Origin of the sequence: Acinetobacter sp. WU_MDCI_Abxd143 (assembly GCF_025514195.1) — a bacterium.
GTDB classification, from domain to species: Bacteria; Pseudomonadota; Gammaproteobacteria; order Pseudomonadales; family Moraxellaceae; genus Acinetobacter; species Acinetobacter pittii_H.
Genome location: NZ_JAHPTH010000002.1, coordinates 141,589 through 164,726 on the forward strand (window position 1 = coordinate 141,589; position 23,138 = coordinate 164,726).

Below are 23,138 nucleotides of genomic sequence, written 5' to 3' on the forward strand. Positions count from 1 at the left end.
TATTATTCACCCAAAAAAGTCTGTCTAAATAGTTTTAAGCCTTGATTTAAACTTAATTGGCGTTGGCATAATGATTGTTCTAGCGTAGCTAAACCGGCATTCTGCTCCAAATAAGTATCAATCCACTGAGCTTCTATTAAAGAAACCCAGTGTTTACTATCCATATTCTGAGTAAAAATATCGCTCAGGGCTAAAATATCAGCCCCTTGAAAACCGAAGAATAATACAGGTTGATCTCGATGTAACAAACCTATCAGCACCTCAGTATTATGTTCTTTTAAAAAGCGACAAATAATACTGACCCAAAATGCTGCTATTTCATAACTGTAAGCAGAATTATTAATAGGCAAAATTAAAACTTTATTTAAGCGACTCGTTCCATTTTGTAAAATTGGCTGTAGCAATAATCCCAGCCCAATCATACTTTGCGCTAACTCATAAATACTTAACTTCATGAGTTGAGCAAATGAATGCATCGTATGATTTTCATAGAAACCTACACACTCGCGTTCAGTTAAAACCTGAATTTGATTTTGTAAGTGACCTAATTTTCCAAGTAACAGATCTGAATCTTTAATTCCTTTTAAAGCACGATTGTTTTGAAATAAATCAACTAATACATGTTTATAGCTATATGGTGCGTACAACAAATTATCATACGGTAAATCAATTTCTAATAAATGGCTCAGTACCATTGGAAAAGATCGACCTGAACTATCTTCACTTGCGAGCAAATTTGCCGCTAAAAACATATTTTCTTTCGGATTCGCAATAAAGAAATCCAGTGAAGGTAACGTGTTATAAGCTTGTTTAAAGCTACCTGATTGCATTGCATATTCCAATGCTTCAGTAATCCACTGATCAAGCAACTGTATTAGAGCATTCTGACCTTTTGTTTTTAAAAAGTCGCCTCGTGCAGGACTTTTGCCGTAATACAAAGGAGTTGTTTTTAATGTTTGCATTATTGCTCCTCCTTTCGCATAGAGGTTATTTTCCATGTCATGGTTTAACTCCCGCAGAAGGCTGAGCAAGTGCTGAAACAGGATTTTCAGTTCTTGCTGGAGCAGCTTGAGCTGGCGCTTGCTGAGCAGATACTACACGAGCTGCTTTGTCGGCAGTGACTTTGTCAACCAGTTGCATACCTGCATAACCACGGCTTGAACCAATACTGCCTGAATTACTGCTAATTAGACGAAAATTCATTTTCACAAATAATGATGGATCAGTTTTACTACGCCAAAGCATTTCAAATCCGCCATTTTGTTCCTTACGTTGAGCGCTATCAATTAAACGGTTAATACCATACTCACCTGGCTCATCAAAAATCGTATGCGTTTGACCTTGTAAATCTACTGCAGTAATACGAGCGCCCGGAATACTTCCTTGGTTTGGCCAAATGAAGTTAACCCACTGCTGAACACCATTTTCATAAGTCATACGCTGACCATCAATATCAATGGTATATGAAAGCAATTGTGGGTTTGGAATTGGGTAGAACTGGAAGTTAGATTGGTTAGTCGCTGGTGCCGCTTGCGCTTGAGCATTCAACTCACCAGTTGCCATACCATTGGCTGGTGCAACATATCTTTGGAAATTCATAACAAATTGAGGATTTAAACTAATGCCTAAATCTTTCCAGGTTTTAGACGTTAATGTATATCCACGACGAATCACAAATGGATCTAGGCTTTCTTTTACAAAGCGAGAAATACTACCGTTCTCACCCAAGATTTGACCAATTTCACTACTTGTTGCCTGTAAAGAAGCTGATGAGTTAAATGGATATTTCTTAGCAAGATTTGCTGTAAATGGTTGATAGGCTTGCATTACCCATAATTTATTAATTTCGTCTTGGGTCGGTGTAATTAAACTCTCAAAAGCTTGCGTAAGTGGACTAACTACCAATTTTTGTAGTAATCGTTGATCAATTTCATTGAAACCAACCGCCATTTTTTCATCGACAATTTTTTGAGTTTGGTTAAATACAGACGTTTGCTCATTAAGGGTTTGCTTGACTAATGTCATCGCATTAGGTCCAATTTCACCCGCATTCTTAAGCTCGTTAAACTTACTACGAACGAGTGCTAAATTTGTCATATATTCATCAAGCAATGACTTACCTTGTTGGTCATCACGTTTGCGAACCAACTGATAGAACATTTGGTATTCTTGAGAAATAGCGCCTTGAGCATTGTTTGCCACTTGATTAGTAACTTGCTTGTCATCATGATTTAAAACTTTACGCTTAAACCACGCAATAAATCCTTTTTGTGGAGCTGCGAGCTCAGCTTGAACAACCGGATTATCCCAGTTTGTTTCGACTGCTACTCTTTCAATTAATGTTCTAATTGGAGAATTTTGTGGTTCACCTAAAACATCAATATTTTTAACTTGCTGAGCAAATTGACCAGCTTTAGCATAGTGAATACCATTTAGGAATTTTCTCCATTCCGCAATATATTCTTGCTTATAAAGAGCAGTCAGTTGCTTTCTAATTTGCTCTGGACTACCTGAGAAAGTTAAATCATCAGATTGACGACTATTTAGCACCCAATCTTTACTATCTGTTGGCTTATCTGCGGCCTCTTCAATTGCTTTTTCTACATAGTCATTCCATGCCTTTTGAGTAAATACCCCAGGCAATGCATAACTACCCAATACAATATTTTTATTAGCTTCACCTACAATCTGACTTACAGTCAACGCAGGGAAACGTACTGCTGCACGCATTTTTATTTCGTTATAAACACGATCACGCGCAGGCATTCCTCGAACAACCGAGAGCAATACTTGGCGTGTTTGATCAACAATTTGAGAGTCAGCTTCTAAAACTGGGAATTGTTTATCATTTGCTAAGGTCATTGCATACGACAAGATCTGTTCAGCTTCTTGAATCATGTCTGCACGTGGCATTTGACCTTTATTTGCATCTAACCAAGAGCGCCAGAAACGCGTAACCTGATCGCTTAGATGACTTGCATCCATATATTGCGGATTGCTCATCATTAAATAAGCTTTTAATGCGTTATAAGCGTCTTGAGGGTTGGTATCTGAAGGTTCCAAATATTGTTGAGACTGCGCAGTTTGCTTGATTTCAACATTTGTGTGATTCGCTTTTAAGGTTGCTTCATTATTTTTTACACGTTGCAAATATTGAGCAATATTTTGCTGTGTTGGTGTTAATACAATCTGCTTAACACCTTTTAAATATTCGGCTTTTAGCTTTTCGCGAAGCTCATTGCCCTGATATAAACCAAAACTAAATTTAAGGGGTCTATTTTCGTCAAACTCATCTAACTGCTGTAGACGTCTTTGAAGAATTAGCAAAGCTTCTAATTGAGTAGACAGTTGCTGACCAGAAGCTCTTTCTAATTGAACTACTTTATTTAAGTCAGCTTGCACTTCACCAATTAATTGTTGGTTGTTACGATAAGACCAAACCCATACACCCAAAATAATTGAAACACCCGCTAAAGCACCAATAAATGCAATATAGCGCTGACGTTTTCTACCCGTATTTACATGCTGCTTAACGAGATCTTTATCTCTTAAAATAACATCTGAAAATAGACCATTTAAGAAATAGCCATGATTAGGGGTATTTTTTGAATAATCTTTTAAATCACTTTGAGCGATTTGAGTCAGCTGGAATTCTTGGGCAATTTGTTCAGTCATTGGACTTTCAATTACACCTTCCTGCAAAGCACTCGTGAAGTAGAAGCCGCGGAAAACGGGTTGAAATTGATATGGATTATCTTCAAAAAGTGTACCAATAAAGCTTTTTAAAGCTGGTTTTAGTGTTTTAAACTCTAATGGGAAAGTCATTACACTTGGTGAAATATTTTGCGAATGACGGCGGCTTAAATGAGTCGAACTTACCCCTTTTAGACCATCGTAAAGAATGTTGTAATGTTTTTCGAATAACTCTACAGCATTATGTGAAGAACTCTGTTCATATGGAAGCGTTGCTCCCCAAGCTTGGTTGTATTCTTGAGCTTCGTAAAACTCAAAGAATTCAGTAAAACCTGCAATTAAGTCCATCTTTGAAAAGACTAAATAAACAGGTACAACAACTTCTAAACGTTCGGTTAGATCTTGAATACGAGCACGTAAATTTTTAGCAAGCTTTAACGAATTTTCAGGACTTTGACTAATGAGCTCAGCAATACTAACGATTAAAATCAAACCATTGACTGGAGCTTTAGAACGGTTCTTTTTTAAAATATTTAAGAAACCTAACCACTCAGAATGATCTTCACTATAAACAGAATAACGACCTGCTGTATCAAGCAAAATACCTTCTGTAGAGAAGAACCAGTCACAATTTCGAGTACCACTTAGGCCAGCAGATACCATTTTCTGATGCGTTTCTTCAAATGGAAACTTTAAACCAGAGTTATAAATAGCCGAACTTTTACCTGCTGCCGGGTTACCAATAACCATATACCAAGGAAGCTCATATAGTGCAGCATTCCCTTTTTTATCACCCAACTTAGATTTACGAATCAATTGGATTGATTCTTTCATTTGTTGATTAATAAGCTGAAGTTCTTCTTTATCTTTATTTTTGCCATATTCAGCTTGGTTATCTTTTTCAATTGCTTCAGCTAGCTCTTCACCTTGAGCAGCATGCTTTCTTCGTTGAATAAGCCAATAGATACCATAAACAATAAGACCCAAAGCATAGGCAGTTGCTAAAGCCCAGAATATATGACGAGGAATTGAAGTATATGAAGACATCAATGCCACGAACAATGACACGGCGATAATTGCTTTAGGATTCGTGATGTACTGCCACAAGTAGCCTAAAATTGTATGCATTCTATTCTCGTTCTAAGTCCAAAGTTTAAATTAGTTATTCAACACCATCGCATCATCTTCTGAATTTTCAGTGACAGATTGCACAAATGTATGCGCTGACACCGTATTTACTCCAAAGACAAAAGGAATGATATGTTCAGGAAAATGCATACTCAGCATAAAGCCATAAATATCAGCTAAATGTTGGGTATGCCCTAATGAAGATTTCACATAAATATAGTGATGCGGTTCTACAGGCGTTTGAAGAAAGTGCTGCTGCAATTTTTTCGAAACTTTTATATCGGTCTGATCTGACAATATCAGTACATAAGGCTCCTCACCTTCATGCTGAGGCAAATCATTAAATTTAAAATTTTTAAAAAGCTTCGCTGTATCTTGTTGGCTCACAACAACTTTCAGTGCCTTAGAAGGTTCTAATTCTTGAATTTTCGCTAAAGGATCAGCCAGTAAACAGCTGGCCGCAAATTCAGCAGGAATATAATCCTTAATCATCCAAGATTTTTCATCGACCAGATCCTGATCAATTTCAGAATCAACTACGACCAAAAAGAACATCTCATGTTCTCTTTTATGAATACCCTTTAATAGGTGTATCAACTCTTGGTAAGCCAGTTGCTCTCCAAAAAAATGATATTCAATATGGAGCTTTTGAGCAGGAATACCAACCTCAGCAAAGAATTCTAAAATTAGTTCATTACTTTGGTCATCATTCCAGATATGTAATAAATCCTCCGAAAGAAGGATGTGTAGATTTAAGCGATTTAAACGATAAACTTCTACGATCGGCATTTGAACATCATCATATTCAGAATCAGGATCCACCCATGCCGGATGCATGTGATATTCACGGGCCTGTTGCGACTCATAAAATAAAGTTGAACGTTTTAAATGCTCGGCTAGAAGATAGAAATTTTCTATATTTTGTTCTAGTTGCTGTCTTATCAATGACATCATACGAACTTGTCGTGGAGATGAGTAATCACTCTCCTCATGATTCTCTTCATCAAAATCTTTAATACGGTAAGATAAAAGAGGTAATCCGTAAGAATTTAACAATTGATTATCCAGCTCTGGACTTTTAAAGTTTTGTAGCTGCTCAATAATGCTTTCGTTCTCACCAAAAGCATGTAAAGCAAAAGCAGAATAAATATTGAAATCTAGCTGTTCTAATGGTTGATCAGTTACCGCAGTTTGTTTTGAGTTAACGTCATCTTTATCTTGATTTATTGCTTGCTCTTTTTTGTCTTTATACGTTGTATAAGCGCTATAAATTAACCACGGTGATAAAATCACCAATGTAATTATTGCTGGTAAAACTAAGAAATAAAGGAAAAAATCTCCTTTATCAGGATTATATTGAACATCACGCCAGTAGAAAATAATAATTCCACTAACTACTGAAAAAATAGCAATGAATGAGAGTAATATTTTTTTAATCATATTGTCTCTCCAATAAGGCTATAGCAGGTTTCATGACTATGTACTTTGGGTTGTCGTGATATGAGAAAAGAACCCTGGCCTAACCCACTCTGATTCTTATGAGTGAGACAAATAGGTTGTATTTCTAATTCATCCAAGATAAGCCGTAAATCTATTGATAAAGTTGGACTACACCATGTTTCTACAAGTTTTTTAAGCTTTAAGCTTAACTCTTGATTTGGTAAGAAACTGAGATATTGCTGACGTTTTAATGGTCCAATTTGAATTTCAATTTTTCCGTCAATCTGCTGAATGGTTTCCCCACAAAAAGTATTAACACCAAGTAGACTCGGCTGACTTCCACCTAAAGTTGTTAACTGATCACTCGCTAACTTAAAGGATTCTTGTACAAATTCTTTAATCGTAATTTCATGTTTAAAAATACACGACAGCATCGTTTTTAATGCATGAACTGTATTATTTTGCCCTTGCATTAATCCTGAAAATTCTGCAAAATATTCATCAAGATCAGCTTGTTGATGCTGTGAACGCACATAACCATTCAAAGCATGCAGAATATCTAAATAGTCATTTTTATGTTCTATCTCATATCTAATCGGTAGATTATAAGTAATACTAGAATCTACATATTGAGCAGTAAGCTTATGATTAAATAAGCTTAGAAACTCTTTAGTTTCAGCTCGTTGCTGACGTGAAGCTTGCTTAATCTTATTCGTATACGTATAAGGTAAAGCACCTTGTATACCAGTAAGACCAACAATTAAATTCGTAATATAAATCCGCTCGTCCGTTAATTCTAAATTTTCAATCTCTGTAGCAGGAAAATTTAAATTAAAGGATGTCTCAAACTTAAAATGATCACTCCAAGATGAACTAACTGTACGATTTGAATCATGTCTTAATAGCCGTGTTGCTTGGATAAACTCAAAAGACTTTGGCTTTGTAAAGAGCTCAGCTGTTACAGAAGAGTCTTGCCACCAACGTTCTGACTGCATTGGTATAACTCCTGCTGAGATGAATAATCCTTAACAACCAAATCAACAAAACTATTAATTTGAACCTTTAAATTAAAAACACGACTTAACAATTGGCTAAAAATGTATAGGCTATGTCCTCTAAATACCGATGAATCAATCTGTAATTCTGCTTTTACCCCTCTTACAAACATTGGGAATGGTTTTCCATCTACAAGCTTGTGAGTGAGTGAAAATTCGAGATGTTTGATTGCTTCAATAATTAGATAATTTTCTTTTGATAAAGGTAAGTTATATAAAGCAAGTAACTCTTTAATATGAGATACCGCATCACCTTTCATTAAAGCTAAACTATTTAATGAAAGGTGTGAAATAACACGCCACTGCTCACTCTGACTTTGACCAAATTGATAAGGTTTTGTAGGTCTTTTTAAAACAATGGCACGACGAGCCAAACTACTGTCATTTAGATTTAATATATTATTGGACTGTCCTAATGCTTCATGCGGCAAGTCACGATTTGAGCATAATAGTTTTGTGCTAATAAAATCCGAACGTGTTGACGAAGGATTTAAATTTTTAGAAATAATTGAATAACCCATTTCGACAAAATTGGGCTGTAGCTTTTGATAATTCACCGAATAGAAAAAACGTGCCGTGTCAGCATGATAATGACTCATGGCAAAAAAAGGCAGCACTGGAACATAGCTCTCTTCTTGAGTCGTTTTTTCACGAACCATATTCATTTCAGTAATTGAATACACCTGATAAAACTCAGGATGATGAGCATCTGTAATCAGCGGATATTCTAATTGCTTATGTACAATTTTTTGTGGTTCAGCGTATTTTTCAAATAAATTAATAACTGGTGTAGTAAACAATTTAAAATTAGCGACATTTAATTCAGAATAATTTCGCACTACAGCTTGATCATTTAAATTTAATTTAAAATGTATAAGCAGTTCAAAATTACTATTTTCTAGAGATAAGCGCTTTAAAAAACCTAAATCGAGTTTTAAATAATTAAATTTTTCAGGAAAACAGAAATACTCCATCAGCAAACGATAAGCATGATGAGTATGCTGATCGAGTGGCAATAGATTTTCTTGCTCGGAAAAACCTGTTAACTCAAATGGATTTTTATCCAGTTCAACAATTTTCTGCCCTATTTTAATGGCAAAAGTTGTTCCCTTCTTAAAAATACTGTCTAGTACTTGAAGTGGAAAATTAGAAATTGCATCTAAATAAATAGGTAATTTTTCGTTTACTAAACATACATGAGCATGATTAAAAATTTCAAATTTAAAAGTTAAAGTCGCATTTTGACTTAAATGCATATGGGCACTAGGTGTACTTTGGAATTCTAGCGCTTGCAAGCTTATCGGGAGTAATTTGACTTCTTGCGTGGTATTAAACTCACACTGAACGCCTTTAAAACTGCGAGACTTCAAAACTGTGTGTGCAGGAACAATATGCGCTTCTGTAAGCTGCTTTATTTTATTTATATCTTCAAAACTTATTACAGAACAAGCCGGAAAATGTCGTAAGTATTGAGGGAACATTACCTCAAATAAGGAACGTGTAAATACGTCATAACTATCAGCAAGTTTTTTATCAATACGAGCCGAAATTAATGAAAAAGCCTGTATAAGACGTTCAATATGCGGATCATCGATCTGCTCTTGATTTAAAGATAGACGCTGAGCAATTTTCGGATATTTTTGGGCAAATTCACGAGATTGCTGACCAAATTCCTGTAGTTGTTTTTCGTAAAAAGGTAAAAGCTCTTCTATCACAACACACCCACTATGCTTAGGTTCTCGCTGAAATTACATATTGCTGCGTTGTCGGTTTTAACAATGCATCAAAAACGACAGGTTCATACAGTGGATGAATATTTAGATATGCTTGAATGCTTAAACACAATGCCCCCATATTGTGCCCATCCAACAACATCTCTACCCGTATTTGTCTTAATCTGGGTTCATGAGCTGCAATTGATTGTTCAATTGATTGGCAAATCTTGTCTCGATCTAGCGGATTAGCTGTAGAAAGCCCCACAAAATCAATAATACCGAACTGAAGTATAGATTTTTTAACTAGTGGATAATCATCGACCACATGATCCAACTTAGCGACTCGACTGTTAAGCAAGTCTTCTAAATCTTTTGCTACCGATTCTCTTAATTGCTGAATAGAAAGACCTTTTGCATAATCTTCACTTTCAGGAATTAAACGGTCAAACAAAGTTGAACGAAATCCATAGGGATAAAGCCGATCTAAATTCATTCGAGTTCACAACAAGCATGCTTAAAGACAGCAGAGGCTAACTTTATGTCAGCCTCCACCAAATATTCACTTAAACAATTACGCCGCGTAAGAAGCAGTATTGTTAGAAAGTGACCATTTCTTAGTAACAGCACCTTTAGCAGTACCGTTAATATCTTGTTGATTGTAAGTCCATTCAACAGCTGCGTATTTCAAACCAAACGCTTCTGTTGGAACACCTTCTTCATTAACTGTTGGAGTTACACTAGAAACTAGAACATGTTTCAATTTAATTTGTAAGTACTTGATGCGCTTATCACCATTTGCACGGTAGAAGTCGATTTGTACTTCATCAAATGTATAACCAGCTGAACATGCTTCCCATAATTTCGGGCTAGTTGCATCTAGGTCTTTAACAAAAACCATATCTGAATGTTCAACACGTTCAGCAGTATGACCACCAACACTACTTGAAGTAGCAGATTTAGGTTGACGAATGTCGTGAGACCAAGAGTTAACTTCTAACCAGCCTTTGTGCTCAGCGTCACGAGACTCTCCGTCAACTTTATACTTACCACGAAACTCAACGTATATATCTTTCATTTAGAACTTTCCTATTTTTAATTTAAAGTTATTCTTTCGCTGACCTTTATTAATTTGAGGACTGAGGTAACTCAGTGACAAGTCGTAAAGAAACTGACAACTCATCCAGCTGGAAGTGTGGTCGCAAGAAAACCACAGATTTGTAGTGACCTGGTTGAGCAGGGTCTTCTACAACTTTTACAGACGCTTCACGTAGAGGGTATTGAGCTTTTGCTTCTTGAGAAGCCCCATCGTCAAGTAATACATACTGTGACAACCACTCATTTAAGAATGCTTCAACATTTCCAGCAGAAGCAAAGCTACCCACTTTGTCTCTCATCATTGCTTTTAAATAATGAGCAATACGTGAAACGGCCATGATGTACTGAATTTGACTCGATAAAGCAGAGTTAGCATTTGCTGTATCATTGTCATATTTTTTAGGTTTTTGAGTTGACTGTGCACCAAAGAAAGCAGCGTAATCAGTGTTTTTACAATGAACCAAAGGAATAAAGCCTAAATCGCTTAATTCTTTTTCACGGCGGTCAGTGATTGCAATCTCTGTTGGGCACTTAAATACCACTTCACCATCTTGTGTTTTAAATGTATGTACTGGTAAGCCTTCGACTAATCCACCACCCTCAACACCACGAATTGCAGCACACCAACCATGCATATCAAATGCATTAGTTAAACGAGTACCGAAAGCGTAAGCAGCATTCATCCACAAATATTCATTGTGGTTTGCACCAGAAACATTTTCAGCAAAGTTGAAACCTTCAGTAGCTGTTCCTTCCTTTGGATGATAAGGAAGACGACCAAGCACATGTGGCAAGGTTAAAGCAACATAACGAGCATCTTCACTGTCACGGAATGAACGCCATTGAACATATTCCGCCGTTTCAAAGATTTTTGACACATCTCTAGGACGATCAATATCGGTAAATGACTCAAGACCAAGAATGCTTGGGCTAGCGGCCGAAATAAATGGCGCATGGGCTGCTGCAGCAACATGAGAGATTTGCTCAAGCAAATACATATCAGAAGGCGTACGGTCAAATTCAAAATCACCGATTAATGCTGAGTATGGTGCACCACCAAAAGAACCGTATTCTTCTTCATAGATTTTCTTAAACAAAGTGCTTTGATCGAAGTCTGTAGCACCTTGGAAATCTTTTACTAACTCTTTCTTAGTCGTATTCAACATACGAATTTTAATAAGAGGGTTAGATGGTGTCTCTTGACAGAAATAATAGAGACCACGCCAAGTTGATTCAATCTTTTGGAATTGCTCATTGTGCATGATCTGACTTAATTGATTTGAAATCAGAGCATCAATTTCCGCAATACGCTTATCAATTGATAAAGTCATATTTTCAGAAACTGTAATTGTGCCTGCCATTACTTCTTTGGCAAGCTCACCAATTAAGCTTTTTGCACGCGAATGTTCTTCTTCATTTCGGGCAATACGGCTTTCTTCAACAATCGAGTCTAATAGTGTAACTTGCTCATTTTCAACAAGTGGCATTGCTGCAGATTGTGTATTATTCATGATCAGCCTCCGCACTTAATTTACGAATCTGATCTGTATTTTTAAGAACTTCATCAAGTAAATCTTCTAAACGCTCACTGTTAGAAATTTTGTTTCTTAAGTCAGTTAAACGCTCACGCGCTTCCACAAGTTTCTTTAATGGATCAACCTGTTGAACCACATTTTCCGGACGAAAATCTTCCATTGACTTAAATGTTAAATCAACAGCGATCTTACCGCCCTCTTCTGTCAACGTATTATCTACCTGGAAAGCAGCTCTTGGAGACAATGACTCCATAACTTCATCAATATTATCTAAATCAACATTAATGAATTTTTTATCTTTTAATTTTGTACGCTCAAGCTCAGATGCAGCCGAAAAATCACCCATCACACCTACAACGAATGGTAGCTCTTTTGCTTCTTTTGCATCACCAATTTCGACATCATATGTAAGCTGAACACGTGGAGGTCGAATTCGCTGAAGCTTCTTTTGTACGCTCTCTCTCTTAGCCATAAGATTCTATTCCGGATTATTTAATTAAAGGGTCAAAAGGCGAACTTTTTGATTTATTTGCAGTAGCTGCAGGTGCAGTTTTAGGTTTTACTGTAGTCGTCTTTGCTGGGCTTGATACTCGTTTATTTGACGTTCTAGAAGTACTCGCTTTATTACGCGTTACATACTGTTTTTTATAACTTCTCTTTTCATTATCATCTGAGCTACTATCAGAACTCGCTTTAAAGCTCGATGGATCAGGAGCAGGCATCGCAGTGTGAATATTTTCAATTAACTGCTTTGCAGGAGGATAAGTCACATCATTGCTTAAATATCTCAATTCCTGAGTACGCATTTGCTGCAAAGAATTATTTGCAATGCTCACACCAGATAAAAACAAGACATCTGTTATTAATGAACCGCGTATATTTTGACTTTGCAATTGACTTGCTAAATTCAATGCTTTAACTGGTTGATTGGTTTGGTAAAACCGCATAGCAGCTTTAGCTAATAAATCATTTTTTTGAGTTGTATTATCGCTATCACAAACTTGTTTAAAAATATTCAATAGCTCAGGATCATTTTGACCTTCAGCTAAAGGGTTCTTCTTAATACAACTTTTTTTAAGTTTTACAGGCTCTAGTTCTGCTGCTTGAGCATATGATAGACCGATAATGTTTCCAGTCAAAAAAAGTATCAAAATACTTCGTTTCAACACAACTTTCATTCCTCTGTTTTCTTATTTATTCAAGGCTTTACTGAAAAGTTAATATCCTTAAAACATTAAAAAATCAGTCTAAAAACCTTATATTCAAAAAATTTAGACGCAGTTTATCATATAAACAAACATATTTTATATAAAAAACATATCAACTTAAACCAAAAGTAAATAGTTAAGATGCTCATAAAATATAGCTTAATAAATTTATTCTTATAAAAATATAATATTGTTATTTTTTGTAATTAAAAATAAGTTATTGAATTTTATAAATTAAATAAAAATTAAAACTAAACCAAAAATTATCATAAATATCACTTAGTTAAGATTTATGAAACATTTTCTTAAAAATATTTTATTTAATTTAAAAGATAAACGAATTAAATGATTGTAAAAGATACATTTCAAATTTATGAAAGTAGAAATTTAACATTAATAAAAATAAAATTGTCAAGACTAATCGGTCTATTTAGTATATTTTTCATTTCACTTTGTGAGAGCAAGTAGAACCAATAAAGCCCATAGATTTGTGAATAACTATCTTTCCTTTAGGGTCAAGCTCTTGCATAGCTCAAAACCATATTCGATATCAAGAAAATTAAACTATTTGACTTTATATTTTTAAAGGATATTGCGATTCTTAATTTTGGAAAGGCTCTTCTATTCAAAAGAGCCTTTTATTTAAGTATAAATTTAGATTTTAGACTTCCAATAATTAGCTTTCTCAGGATTATATCTTGAACTACTATCATCCGAATAAATATTAAATAACAACTCTATTCCAGCCTTATTTCCATTGCGTACAGCCATTTCTGCATATCGTATTGACTCATCTAAATTTTGTTTCATACCTGCACCATTATAATATTTAAGAGCAGTATTATATTGCGCTAACGCATGTCCATGATCAGCCGCACGCTTAAACCAAACAAGTGCTTTAAGTGGATCTTGCTCTACCCCCTCACCTCGCTCATAAGCCAAACCTACATTATTTTGTGACTCAAGATCTCCCTGTTCAGCAGCTTTTAATATCCATTTAAAAGATGCTTTGATATCCTTTTTAACGCCATTCCCACCATATAATTGAGCAGCAACTACTGTCTGGGATTGTATGAGTCCTAACTCAGCAGATCGAATAAAATATGTAAACGCTTTTGCTCTATCCTGTTTTACATTTAAACCTTTGTAATATGCCAGCCCAACATTGTGAATTGCGGAAGGGTTTCCTTTTTTAGCTCCTTCTTCAAACCACATTAAAGCTTTTTGATCATCCTTTTTTACAACTTGATTGCCATTTCGATAAATCAGTCCTAATTGAAGCATGGCATTTGAGGAGCCTAATTGTGCAGATTTCTCAAATAGTTCTAATGCTTTCTTTTGATCAAATTTTTCACCTTCGCCTGTGGCATACATAGATGCCAATACAAAAATAGCCTCAGCATCATTTGCTTTTGCAGCCTTTTCTAGTTCATGTTTAGACTTATATTCAGACACATCTTTATAATCTTTAGTCAAACCTCCGTGAGTGTATTCTTCTTTCTGTTGACTGCATGCAGACGTAACTAATATTAGGGTAATGACAAATAATCTAAGCCTCATTAAATAACCTTTTACTTCAAAAATTTTTCTTATCAAAATAATCTGCTGGATAAGGGTCTTTACCTTTTAAGTTTTTTCTATAATCCATAACACTGATGTTGATTCCATCATTAATTAAATAATCATTATAAAAATCCTGCTCTTTAGGATTTTCAAAACCTAATTTTTCAAATATTTGTTCAGATAAATTGCCAAAATTCTCATATGATTTTCGATAAGCAAAATAATTAATAGAAGCCATTTGCGCTATACAAAGAAACAACCCCATAAATAACCACTTTATTAAATCCCCAAAAGATTCCCAAGAATAATTAAAATCAAAAATATAAAAGAGTAAAAATATTATTGATATCCCTCCCCAACAAATAAGGGTGAAATAATAGGTCTGCATCACAATCGCTTTATAACCCATTTTCACTGAACGGCCCATCTCATAAATCATATATAATAAACCAGATTTTGGATCGACAATTGCATAAACTTGATGACGTCCATCCACAGGTTTTTCGCTAATTACAGCAATCAATTCTTCATTTTCTTCAAAACGTGCTGTGGTAAATTGCCCTATGACTGGATATCCATCTATTTCACCTATAAAAGTTATCCCATCTTTTGCTTTTCCAGCCATTAATAAAATAGGTGAGCTTGTGAGTAAGGAGCTACTTCCAGCAAGTACACCTGCAAAAGCAGTTCCAGCCGCAATTCCACCAATATTCTGATTTACGGGAATTTTAGACTTTGCTTTTTCTAAAGAATATATTGGACCTTTAACTAACTTAAGGTTTAATTTATGTTCCACTACTTATTCGCTTGTTGTATTCTTACTAAAATAATCTTCTGGGTATGGATCTAGACCTTTTAAATTTTTTCTATACTTCATTACACTAATCTGAACACCATCATCAGTTAAAAAATCATTATAGAAATCCTGTTCTTTTGGATATTCAAATCCTAGCTTTTCAAATATTTGCTCCGATAATGCTCCAAAATTTTCATACGATTTCCTATAACCAAAATAATTAACAAAACCAGAAATTGCTACAGTAACAAATAAAGTAATGCCAACAATCTCTAGAAAATATAAAATGGTATTCACAGAATAAGAAAAATTAAAAATAAAATAAAATAAAATAAAAATTAAGAGAAAACCCCATGACAACAATGTAAAATAATAAGTTTGCTTAAAAATGGCTTTATAACCCATTTTTACTGAACGCCCCATCTCATAAATCATATACAATAAGCCTGATTTAGGGTCGATAATTGCATAGACCTGATAACGTCCATCTACAGGTTTTTCGCTAATTACAGCAATCAACTCATCATTTTCTTCAAAACGTGCTGTCGTAAATTGTCCGATTACTGGATATCCCTCTACTTCACCAATAAAAGTTATACCATCCTTAGCCTTAGCGGCCATTACTAATATAGGTGCACTGGTCAACAACGAACTACTCTCAGCGAGCACACCAGCAAAAGCGGTCCCAGCCGCAATTCCACCAATATTCTGATTTACTGGAATTTTAGAATTTGCTTTTTCTAAAGAATGTATTGGACCTTTAACTAGCTTAAGGTTTAATTTTAAATTTTCCATTTAGACACTCACTACTGCATTATTAAACTCTTTTTCTTCTTCTTTAACATCTTTAAAAGCATCTTCACCATTTTCCTTTTTTAGCTTGAATGCACATTTTTGACACCAGTCTTGCATTGCATTGTCCAAAACATAATTTTTTAAATAAATTTCCAAAGCAACAAGTGCAATCCCAGCTACACTTAGCATAGCTCCAGCTTGGACAGCCCGTATACCCAAAATCGCTCGTCCAAGTGCATAACGTTCAACATTATAATATAACGACGTATTTTTCATGAGTGGTAGATTTAGAAGAACACTCACACCTACAGCAAGAGTTAAAAATGAAACTACAGACTTACCAAGCCCCAACGCTATAGCATAATAATTACCTTCTTGAATAGACTTACCCAAATTCTTTAAATCAATAATCAATGAAATTGTTGCACCTGCAATCGCGAAATATGCGCCAGTCCTAGCAATATAGGCAGCACGTTCTGCAAATGAAAACTTCTCCATTGAGCTACTACCCACTTCTAAAATAGCAGCTGTTGTTGCTATCATGCCTGACATAAATGACAAAGTATTATCTACCGATGGATCGATATTAAACTTGGAAATTTGTGTTCCAAAATTAATCAGTTCAAAAATAGCTACCACACCCGCCACACGTAAACTCGCACTTGGCGAACTATTCGCAATAATTCGATCAATTTGACTAGCGGTTTTTCTCGGATTTGTTGCAGGCGAAGAATATTTTTTCCAATTATTTTGAACCATTTCAGGTGTCAGCTTAATACGTTCCTTCAAAGTTTGATCTGGGATAATATAATACAGTGTATTTTTTTTAACGTTTTCTGCCAACATACCACTATGGGCAAATGTATAAAACGTTAAGCGTCCAAGTTTTTTTGCAAATTCTGAACTTGGCGTATATTTCATACTCCACTTCACTGCAGTTTGGGTCAGTTCAGACATCCAGTAAAACGTTTTTAATAGGCTAAATTTTTGCCCATGTAACATATAACCGTTATTGGTTTTATCTGCTGCCCATTCTTGCCAAGCTTTATCTGCCGCAACAAATGCTGCAATCGCAGTTTTAGCTGCATTTTGTCCATCATCCCAAGAAATATCGATAATACTTGGTGCCGCTGCATTATATTTATTTTTTAAACTTTCTTGGTTATAACAAATTGCCCTCATATAAATATTTTCTTTGGCAATTTTTTCTACACCTAACCAAGTTTCAAGTAATGCTTGTCCACTCTGCACCCCACTCATCCCATTAATCATATCCATCGCATGAACATAAAAAATATTTCCATATGGAACTTGCACTTGATCATCATAAGCATGAAGGGCATTTATTACAGCCTTAGACAATAACCATTTAATATGGTCATCTCCTATAGCTCTTGCTCCAGCTAAACACTCTTGAATTAATGCGTTAATTTTTTTATCAAAATTTGATTTAGCCACCATATCTAAATTTGGCTTATATTTTTTAACCCAAATCTGCTCTCCGTCCCTCCTACTTAATTTACCCATATCTTCAGTATAGAGACCTTTATTTGCTCTTTGTTTCTCTTGAGCCTCCTTTAATAGCCTCTCTTGTTCTTCTTTTGATTTTCTTTTATATATTTTTTCTAACTCATAATTAATATCATCAGCATCTGTTAAATTTTTTGGTAACTCATTCCCTAGCCCCATTAATACTATACTTTTAGTTGCCTGTGCACTAAATTGGCTGCGTTCATTTAACAATTTATTTTCTAAACAGATTTTAATACTATCAATACATTGAGAACTATGTAAACGGTGCTCGTTTGTAAAATCTCCTTCTTTTTTTGCTAAAAAATCCATTACTTTTTTAAATTCTGAATTGCGCAATGTATTTAATTTTCTTGTAATTCCTACAGGATCATATAAAGCCATACAGGCAAGCGATTTAGGCTCATCTTTAAACTTGTTTAATGTCGCATCGATACGGTTTTTACCAAAACTGTTTAGATTATAAACCGTAGTTTTAAATTGGCTTGCAGCAATACAATGTTCTTGCGCACTTCCACCATTAATTAAAATTTTCTGCCACTTTCCTTCTGTTACAAACTTATCGGCATTTTTTTCATATTCAGATATTTTGGCCTTACTCATAGGCACATGCGTATGAATAATATATGCAATCTTCGCCTCATCTTTAGGGTTACTTTCTACAGCTATCACAGATGAATTAAAACTATGACCTGCTCCTTTACATGCGAACTCTGGAACACTTTTAGGTGCTTCTTTACCCACAGGAAAATAAGACAAATGTCCATTTGGAGTAATTTTATATCCAGCCCACTCCAAAGCTCCAGATGTTCTTTTTACTAAGCGATAGATATAACCAGTATCAATCATCTCAACTGCATATTTGAGATGGCTTAACTGAATATCTTTGACATTTTTACCCAAGGTTGGAGGTAAAGCAGGTGGATTATCTTTAACAACGGTGTATCGTAAAGGTAAAATATTGAAGCCTTTTTTACGACAAAAATTTGAACACTCTTTCTGGGCCTGCCCCGCACTACTATTTTGCATGTTTGCAGCAGTTGACTGTTTCGCTGATTTTGCAATTTCACTTTCTTCAATCTTCTTATTAATATTTTTAGCAACTGTTGGGTTGCGCATATCGCCCACTGCTTTGGTTTTTCCCATAACAGAAATTTGACTCTGCTTCTGTTTTTGCTGAGCAATAGCCTCATTAAATAAATTATTTGATTTTGACTTGCCCAATATCATTTTTTGATTTTCTGACATCTTTTTATCCATTCAATTCTTTAGCTATCTGCTCATATAAGTCTTTCGTTACATAATCCATAGCGTCCGTAAAAGACATTTTATTCACTACACAATGGTCGTAGAGCACATTGGTTACCATAGGATGCTGTATAAAATTTTTATGTATAATTTGGCTGTAAAGACCATATGTAACTAAATCTAAATGATTTTGAATACCAAAATCGTAGTAAGCCTTTTTAAGATTTTGATGGATTTCAACTGGATGAATTTTTATTAGATCAACTTGTTCAAATTCATTTAATTGTTGAAATACATTATTAGCAATTTCAATTAAATCCAATTCTATAGATTGCTCAAGGTTCATTTTTTTTAGATTCAAGATTGATCGCGATTCATCGTAAGACTTAAAGCTAAATAGACCCTTTGGATGCAAAAAATGCCATTCTTTAAAGCCATTTAATAAGCCACCTACATATTCTGTTTTAAAAATCTCATCCAAGTAGATCATGACTCTAGGATCATACCAACGGAAAAGAATTTTTTTACCCTGATCAGAAATGACTAATTTAGTTTTTATCTGATCTCGCAATTCCTCAAGTGAGCGTGTCTTCGCCACGCCATACCCATGAACAAAATAGCAATCATTCGTAATATTTTTGTTTCTCGATAGATTTTGCAATAAATCTTCTTTGACTTGCTCAAATACTTTTTTATCATCAATACAAATAAAAAAGAGGTTGGACTTTGCAATTTCTTTTTTATTCGCTAAAGGAATATATGCAATATTTTTGTTTGATAAATTATCTTTTACACCGTTAAAAATAGAATCATTCAGTGTAGTATCTAATAAAAAAATGATCTTGCCATATTCATTCAGAATTTGGATACACTGTTCTTCAACTTTAGAAGTTATATCTTTTAAATCATTATTTTGAGTTGTATTAAAAATTGACAAACTCATGATAAATCCACCTTAGCCGAACCATTTTGAGCAGCTTGAGTTTGCTTAGCCGAACAGTCTGGTAAATCTAATGCAGGTGGATTTATTGATGAGCCTCCCATAAATAAATGCTGCCCTGCTTTCACCTCAAGCTTACCACCCGTGACTGGGAAAATACCCGAACCATTCAACTTAACTTGAGATCCACTTGCAGTCAGATTAATTTCAGTTGGACTAGTAATAAAAACCGTGTCTTCGGTTGACGTAATCTGTACGCCCTTTCGAGCAATCACATCTAAACCATCACCTTGTGCCTGAATTTCCACTTTACCTTGACCAGCAAAAAGCCGAGCACCTTCTTGAGCGGCAAATAGACTTATTTTTTGGCTCGCATGACTCACTATATTCTTTTGCGTACTAATATTAATGCTATCTCCAGCACTTTGAGTGAGCTGACCATTTGCACTGAGGTGTATATCTTCATTACTACTTACAGCAATACTTTTTGGAGATGCTAGCAGCATCACTGCTGATTGAAACTCAGCAGCTTTTTTAGGATCTTCTTGTTTGAGAACTTCTAGGAAAGTCTGAATATTCTCAAGCATATCTAACGGGTCAGTTTGCTGATTTTTAGCAACTTCGCTGAGTGCCTTAGTATTGTTGAGGCTGCCTTCGATTTGTTGCTTGGCCTCATTTGCATCTAGGTGTACGCCTTGAGCTTGATCCTGTTTGTGGGTACTAATGAGTAAGCCACTACCAGCTCTTAAAGCACCCCACTGGTCGGTTCTAAGTTCAAAACCTTCACCTCGGCCTTCGCTTTCTGGTTTGTCTTTTGGATGGCTTAAGTTACCCAAGTTTAGTTGACTTACCGCATGGCTACTTTGTAGTTGGGCACTGATTTGCCCTGCGGTATCATCAAAACGGAGCTGGTTAAAGCCTTTGCCATCGACTTCCTCAGAGCGGATGCCGCTCAATTTTTTAGTGTCGGGTAGCTGACCTTTCTGGTCGAACTGCGTTGGATGTCGTTCAGCCTCGTGAATACGACCCACCACAAATGGTCGGTCAACATTGCCATCAAAGAAGTCGATGACCACAATCTCACCCACACGTGGCAAGAAGCGTGCGCCATAACCTGCACCAGCCCATGGAGTCAGCACATCGACCCAAGCGGAGTCGGTGTCATTGTCGTTACTTCCTGCTCCACTGTCATGGCTATGGTCATCTGTTCGGGTAAACAGGAAACGGACTTTAATACGTCCCCATTGATCAACATGGATACTTTCGCCCTCCAATCCAACCACTCTAGCACGCTGTGGGTAAGCGGCTGGTCGGTGTTCAAGCGGGTTATACTCAGGAACAGTTTTTATATTTCTACGCGATAAGATGAGCTCATTACCCTGACGCTCAGTTTGGTCATTTGGCCCTGATTGATTGTTTTGCCATTGGCTTTGACTAAAAAGTTGATTGATTTGCTGTTGTAAATCTTTAGGCAAATTATTTTGTAAATAGAAGCTTTTACCAATAATCAGAAATTCTTTGTCTGATCCGCTATGCGTATCTATTTCTGGATGTTCATTCAATTCAAACCAATAGCCAACTTGCGTATCACGTACCGTAGTTTGTGCACGGAAATATTTTGATTGAGACGCATAATAATCAGATAGATTTTGATTGAGTTTTTCTAGCTGCTGGTGACCCGATGCAGTGGCTTGGTCTTCCCCATTTAAGTCTTGCATCCAAGCAGGACTGACATGCCATGCATGTTCTAGACTTAAACTCGCATTATCCTGATTAGCACTATGACTATGCTTTGACTGAACACTCCCCATGCCTTCTTCTTGACTTAAAGCATCAGCCTGCCAGCGTTGTACATGCACGGCTGTAGATTGCAAACTTCGAGTTGGCACAAGGCTTGTCATACTGTCTTGTTGTTCAACTGCACTACTGCGGTGATAACGGATATTTCTTCGGTCTAATGCTAAATATGATTCATTATTATCAATTAAACGTAGTTTTTGCGGTTGAATCTCATTCGAGCTATCAGCGACCCAAAGCTGTGCCTCATCAACCAACCAGTTAATGCCTTCACTACGCCAAAGTCGAGTTAAAAATTCATAATCCGTTTCATTACTTTGCATTATAAAAGGTCGAACATCGTAGTCTTCGGTTAGACCTTTTAAATCCAAAGTTAAACCAGAAGCAAACAACGGGCTTTTGTTCTGCCACTCAGTAAATAGAATTTCAGTAATGTCCCGTACACTTTTATTCATAAATACACGGCTATTTCGGCGTTTATGCCATAGCGCGGTCGGGTCTTGTAATCTCAGTTTATACAATGTTAATGAACCATCACTCTGCCCCTGACTGGCTTCTGTAATAATTCCTGTAGTTCTAAATAATTGCCCCTGATCAGTTACTTGATCGACTGCAACCTGACAACCAATAAATTGTTTTAATGAAATATGGGCATTGGTAGAAAGACAAAATAAATCGGCAGTCAGTCCTTCATTTAACTGATGCTGCCCTTCAATACTTTGTAAAAAGACTTGAGTATTCAACGATGGATTAGAAATCTGAATATGAAGCACGCGTTTTTGCGAGCTGATACCCACATCTTCTAGAATTCTATGTATATGAGATAACATCTTTTTTATGAAAACTTTGTCAGGATTGGCATTATTTTATAAAATACAGAAACATCTGTCTATTTTGTAAAGAGAAACTTAACCATTTGAATACACGAATGAATGGGGATGCTATCCGTGATAAATATAAAAAAATGAATTAACGACTTATGTTATTAATTAAATTTTAACGATTATTAATTTTTTAGTATTCCAAGAAATTTATTTTGAATTTAAATTTTTTAACAATATCTACAAATTTTTTGCTCACTACGTAGATATAAGGTTTATCAGTATCTCTAGCAATAAAAAAGTCATCTACTACTAGATCATTTTTTATAAAATCATCTTCATCTAATAAATTATTTTTTCTTTTAATATATATAGCATAAATATCTGCTTCTTGATTTCTTACATAACATCGATAGAAATCACATTCTTCTGCAAGAACTTCCTTCATTTCATTAAAAAATCTTTTTGAAAAAAGTAAAATTCCTGAAGATGAATAATAAAAATCAGTCTCTAATATCTCATTTAATCGATCAGAAAAAATATTTTCATAATCTAAATTTATTCTAGGATTTTTTAAAAACTTATCACTTAAATCAAATTTAAAATAATCAACGATAATTCCTTTCTTCTCTTTCAAGTCAAAAGAAAAATCTCTATCAATATACTCTGAAGGATAAATTGTATAAAAATTCACAGACCAACCTTTAAAACATCTTATTTCAAAGTAGTACTTCTAAACAAGCATCTAGAGATACTACTTATTTTTGAATATTACTTAC

General features: G+C 35.3%; 16 protein-coding genes and 1 pseudogene. All 17 read right to left on the minus strand.

Translation table 11 applies throughout. From position 1 onward, the window contains the following. Positions 1-2 precede the first annotated feature (2 nt). Positions 3-962 (minus strand): type VI secretion system-associated protein TagF, encoded by a 960-nt coding sequence (gene tagF / locus KTI79_RS05430; RefSeq protein WP_005076739.1) that lies wholly within the window; start codon positions 960-962, stop codon positions 3-5. Between the two features lie 37 nt (positions 963-999). Beyond that, a complete protein-coding gene (gene tssM / locus KTI79_RS05435; RefSeq protein ID WP_032053532.1) occupies positions 1,000-4,821 on the minus strand; it encodes a type VI secretion system membrane subunit TssM in 3,822 nt (1,273 codons plus the stop codon). Positions 4,822-4,851: 30 nt separating this feature from the next. Further along, positions 4,852-6,261: a hypothetical protein gene (locus KTI79_RS05440; RefSeq protein ID WP_032053530.1), complete on the minus strand. Its 1,410-nt coding sequence runs from the start codon at positions 6,259-6,261 to the stop codon at positions 4,852-4,854. After that, positions 6,258-7,256: a type VI secretion system baseplate subunit TssG gene (gene tssG / locus KTI79_RS05445; protein WP_086375750.1), complete on the minus strand. Its 999-nt coding sequence runs from the start codon at positions 7,254-7,256 to the stop codon at positions 6,258-6,260. Before tssG ends, KTI79_RS05440 begins: the two co-directional genes overlap by 4 nt. Further along, a complete protein-coding gene (tssF, locus tag KTI79_RS05450) occupies positions 7,220-9,031 on the minus strand; it encodes a type VI secretion system baseplate subunit TssF (RefSeq protein ID WP_032053528.1) in 1,812 nt (603 codons plus the stop codon). The genes tssG and tssF overlap by 37 nt, the downstream gene beginning before the upstream one ends. A gap of 16 nt (positions 9,032-9,047) precedes the next feature. After that, positions 9,048-9,524, minus strand: a complete 477-nt coding sequence (gene tssE / locus KTI79_RS05455) for a type VI secretion system baseplate subunit TssE (protein WP_002048404.1) — start codon at positions 9,522-9,524, stop codon at positions 9,048-9,050. Positions 9,525-9,602: 78 nt separating this feature from the next. After that, positions 9,603-10,106 (minus strand): Hcp family type VI secretion system effector, encoded by a 504-nt coding sequence (locus KTI79_RS05460; RefSeq protein WP_032053527.1) that lies wholly within the window; start codon positions 10,104-10,106, stop codon positions 9,603-9,605. A gap of 49 nt (positions 10,107-10,155) precedes the next feature. Then, the gene (tssC, locus tag KTI79_RS05465) at positions 10,156-11,637 is read right to left on the minus strand and encodes a type VI secretion system contractile sheath large subunit (protein WP_032053526.1); all 1,482 of its coding nucleotides are present in this window, start codon (positions 11,635-11,637) and stop codon (positions 10,156-10,158) included. Continuing rightward, a complete protein-coding gene (gene tssB / locus KTI79_RS05470) occupies positions 11,630-12,133 on the minus strand; it encodes a type VI secretion system contractile sheath small subunit (protein ID WP_005041656.1) in 504 nt (167 codons plus the stop codon). The genes tssC and tssB overlap by 8 nt, the downstream gene beginning before the upstream one ends. A gap of 16 nt (positions 12,134-12,149) precedes the next feature. Beyond that, entirely contained in the window at positions 12,150-12,839 is a 690-nt protein-coding gene (locus KTI79_RS05475; RefSeq protein WP_032053524.1) for a hypothetical protein, read from the minus strand. 684 nt (positions 12,840-13,523) lie between these two features. Beyond that, entirely contained in the window at positions 13,524-14,429 is a 906-nt protein-coding gene (locus KTI79_RS05480; RefSeq protein ID WP_032053523.1) for a tetratricopeptide repeat protein, read from the minus strand. Positions 14,430-14,445: 16 nt separating this feature from the next. Continuing rightward, a complete protein-coding gene (locus KTI79_RS05485) occupies positions 14,446-15,228 on the minus strand; it encodes a putative type VI secretion system effector (protein ID WP_032053521.1) in 783 nt (260 codons plus the stop codon). A 3-nt stretch (positions 15,229-15,231) separates the two neighbouring features. Further along, positions 15,232-16,023, minus strand: coding sequence for a putative type VI secretion system effector (locus KTI79_RS05490; RefSeq protein WP_032053520.1), 792 nt, complete (start codon positions 16,021-16,023; stop codon positions 15,232-15,234). After that, positions 16,024-18,801: a T6SS effector BTH_I2691 family protein gene (locus tag KTI79_RS05495; protein ID WP_032053519.1), complete on the minus strand. Its 2,778-nt coding sequence runs from the start codon at positions 18,799-18,801 to the stop codon at positions 16,024-16,026. Between the two features lie 4 nt (positions 18,802-18,805). Further along, positions 18,806-19,744 (minus strand): hypothetical protein, encoded by a 939-nt coding sequence (locus KTI79_RS05500; protein WP_032053518.1) that lies wholly within the window; start codon positions 19,742-19,744, stop codon positions 18,806-18,808. Continuing rightward, complete coding sequence (locus KTI79_RS05505; protein ID WP_032053517.1) at positions 19,741-22,368, minus strand: type VI secretion system Vgr family protein; 2,628 nt, start codon at positions 22,366-22,368, stop codon at positions 19,741-19,743. Before KTI79_RS05505 ends, KTI79_RS05500 begins: the two co-directional genes overlap by 4 nt. A gap of 346 nt (positions 22,369-22,714) precedes the next feature. After that, a pseudogene (locus KTI79_RS05510) lies at positions 22,715-23,053 on the minus strand (hypothetical protein); the annotation flags it as partial. Positions 23,054-23,138 lie beyond the last annotated feature (85 nt).

What these genes read in the sequence shown, in the direction of transcription:
- KTI79_RS05480 (WP_032053523.1), bottom strand. Translation starts at nt 14,429, where the DNA reads ATGAGGCTTAGATTATTTGTCATTACCCTAATATTAGTTACGTCTGCA.
- KTI79_RS05475 (WP_032053524.1), bottom strand. Translation starts at nt 12,839, where the DNA reads ATGAAAGTTGTGTTGAAACGAAGTATTTTGATACTTTTTTTGACTGGA.
- tssC (WP_032053526.1), bottom strand. Translation starts at nt 11,637, where the DNA reads ATGAATAATACACAATCTGCAGCAATGCCACTTGTTGAAAATGAGCAA.
- tssE (WP_002048404.1), bottom strand. Translation starts at nt 9,524, where the DNA reads ATGAATTTAGATCGGCTTTATCCCTATGGATTTCGTTCAACTTTGTTT.
- KTI79_RS05495 (WP_032053519.1), bottom strand. Translation starts at nt 18,801, where the DNA reads ATGTCAGAAAATCAAAAAATGATATTGGGCAAGTCAAAATCAAATAAT.
- tssB (WP_005041656.1), bottom strand. Translation starts at nt 12,133, where the DNA reads ATGGCTAAGAGAGAGAGCGTACAAAAGAAGCTTCAGCGAATTCGACCT.
- tssM (WP_032053532.1), bottom strand. Translation starts at nt 4,821, where the DNA reads ATGCATACAATTTTAGGCTACTTGTGGCAGTACATCACGAATCCTAAA.
- KTI79_RS05500 (WP_032053518.1), bottom strand. Translation starts at nt 19,744, where the DNA reads ATGAGTTTGTCAATTTTTAATACAACTCAAAATAATGATTTAAAAGAT.
- tagF (WP_005076739.1), bottom strand. Translation starts at nt 962, where the DNA reads ATGCAAACATTAAAAACAACTCCTTTGTATTACGGCAAAAGTCCTGCA.
- tssG (WP_086375750.1), bottom strand. Translation starts at nt 7,256, where the DNA reads ATGCAGTCAGAACGTTGGTGGCAAGACTCTTCTGTAACAGCTGAGCTC.
- KTI79_RS05490 (WP_032053520.1), bottom strand. Translation starts at nt 16,023, where the DNA reads ATGGAAAATTTAAAATTAAACCTTAAGCTAGTTAAAGGTCCAATACAT.
- KTI79_RS05440 (WP_032053530.1), bottom strand. Translation starts at nt 6,261, where the DNA reads ATGATTAAAAAAATATTACTCTCATTCATTGCTATTTTTTCAGTAGTT.
- KTI79_RS05460 (WP_032053527.1), bottom strand. Translation starts at nt 10,106, where the DNA reads ATGAAAGATATATACGTTGAGTTTCGTGGTAAGTATAAAGTTGACGGA.
- KTI79_RS05505 (WP_032053517.1), bottom strand. Translation starts at nt 22,368, where the DNA reads ATGTTATCTCATATACATAGAATTCTAGAAGATGTGGGTATCAGCTCG.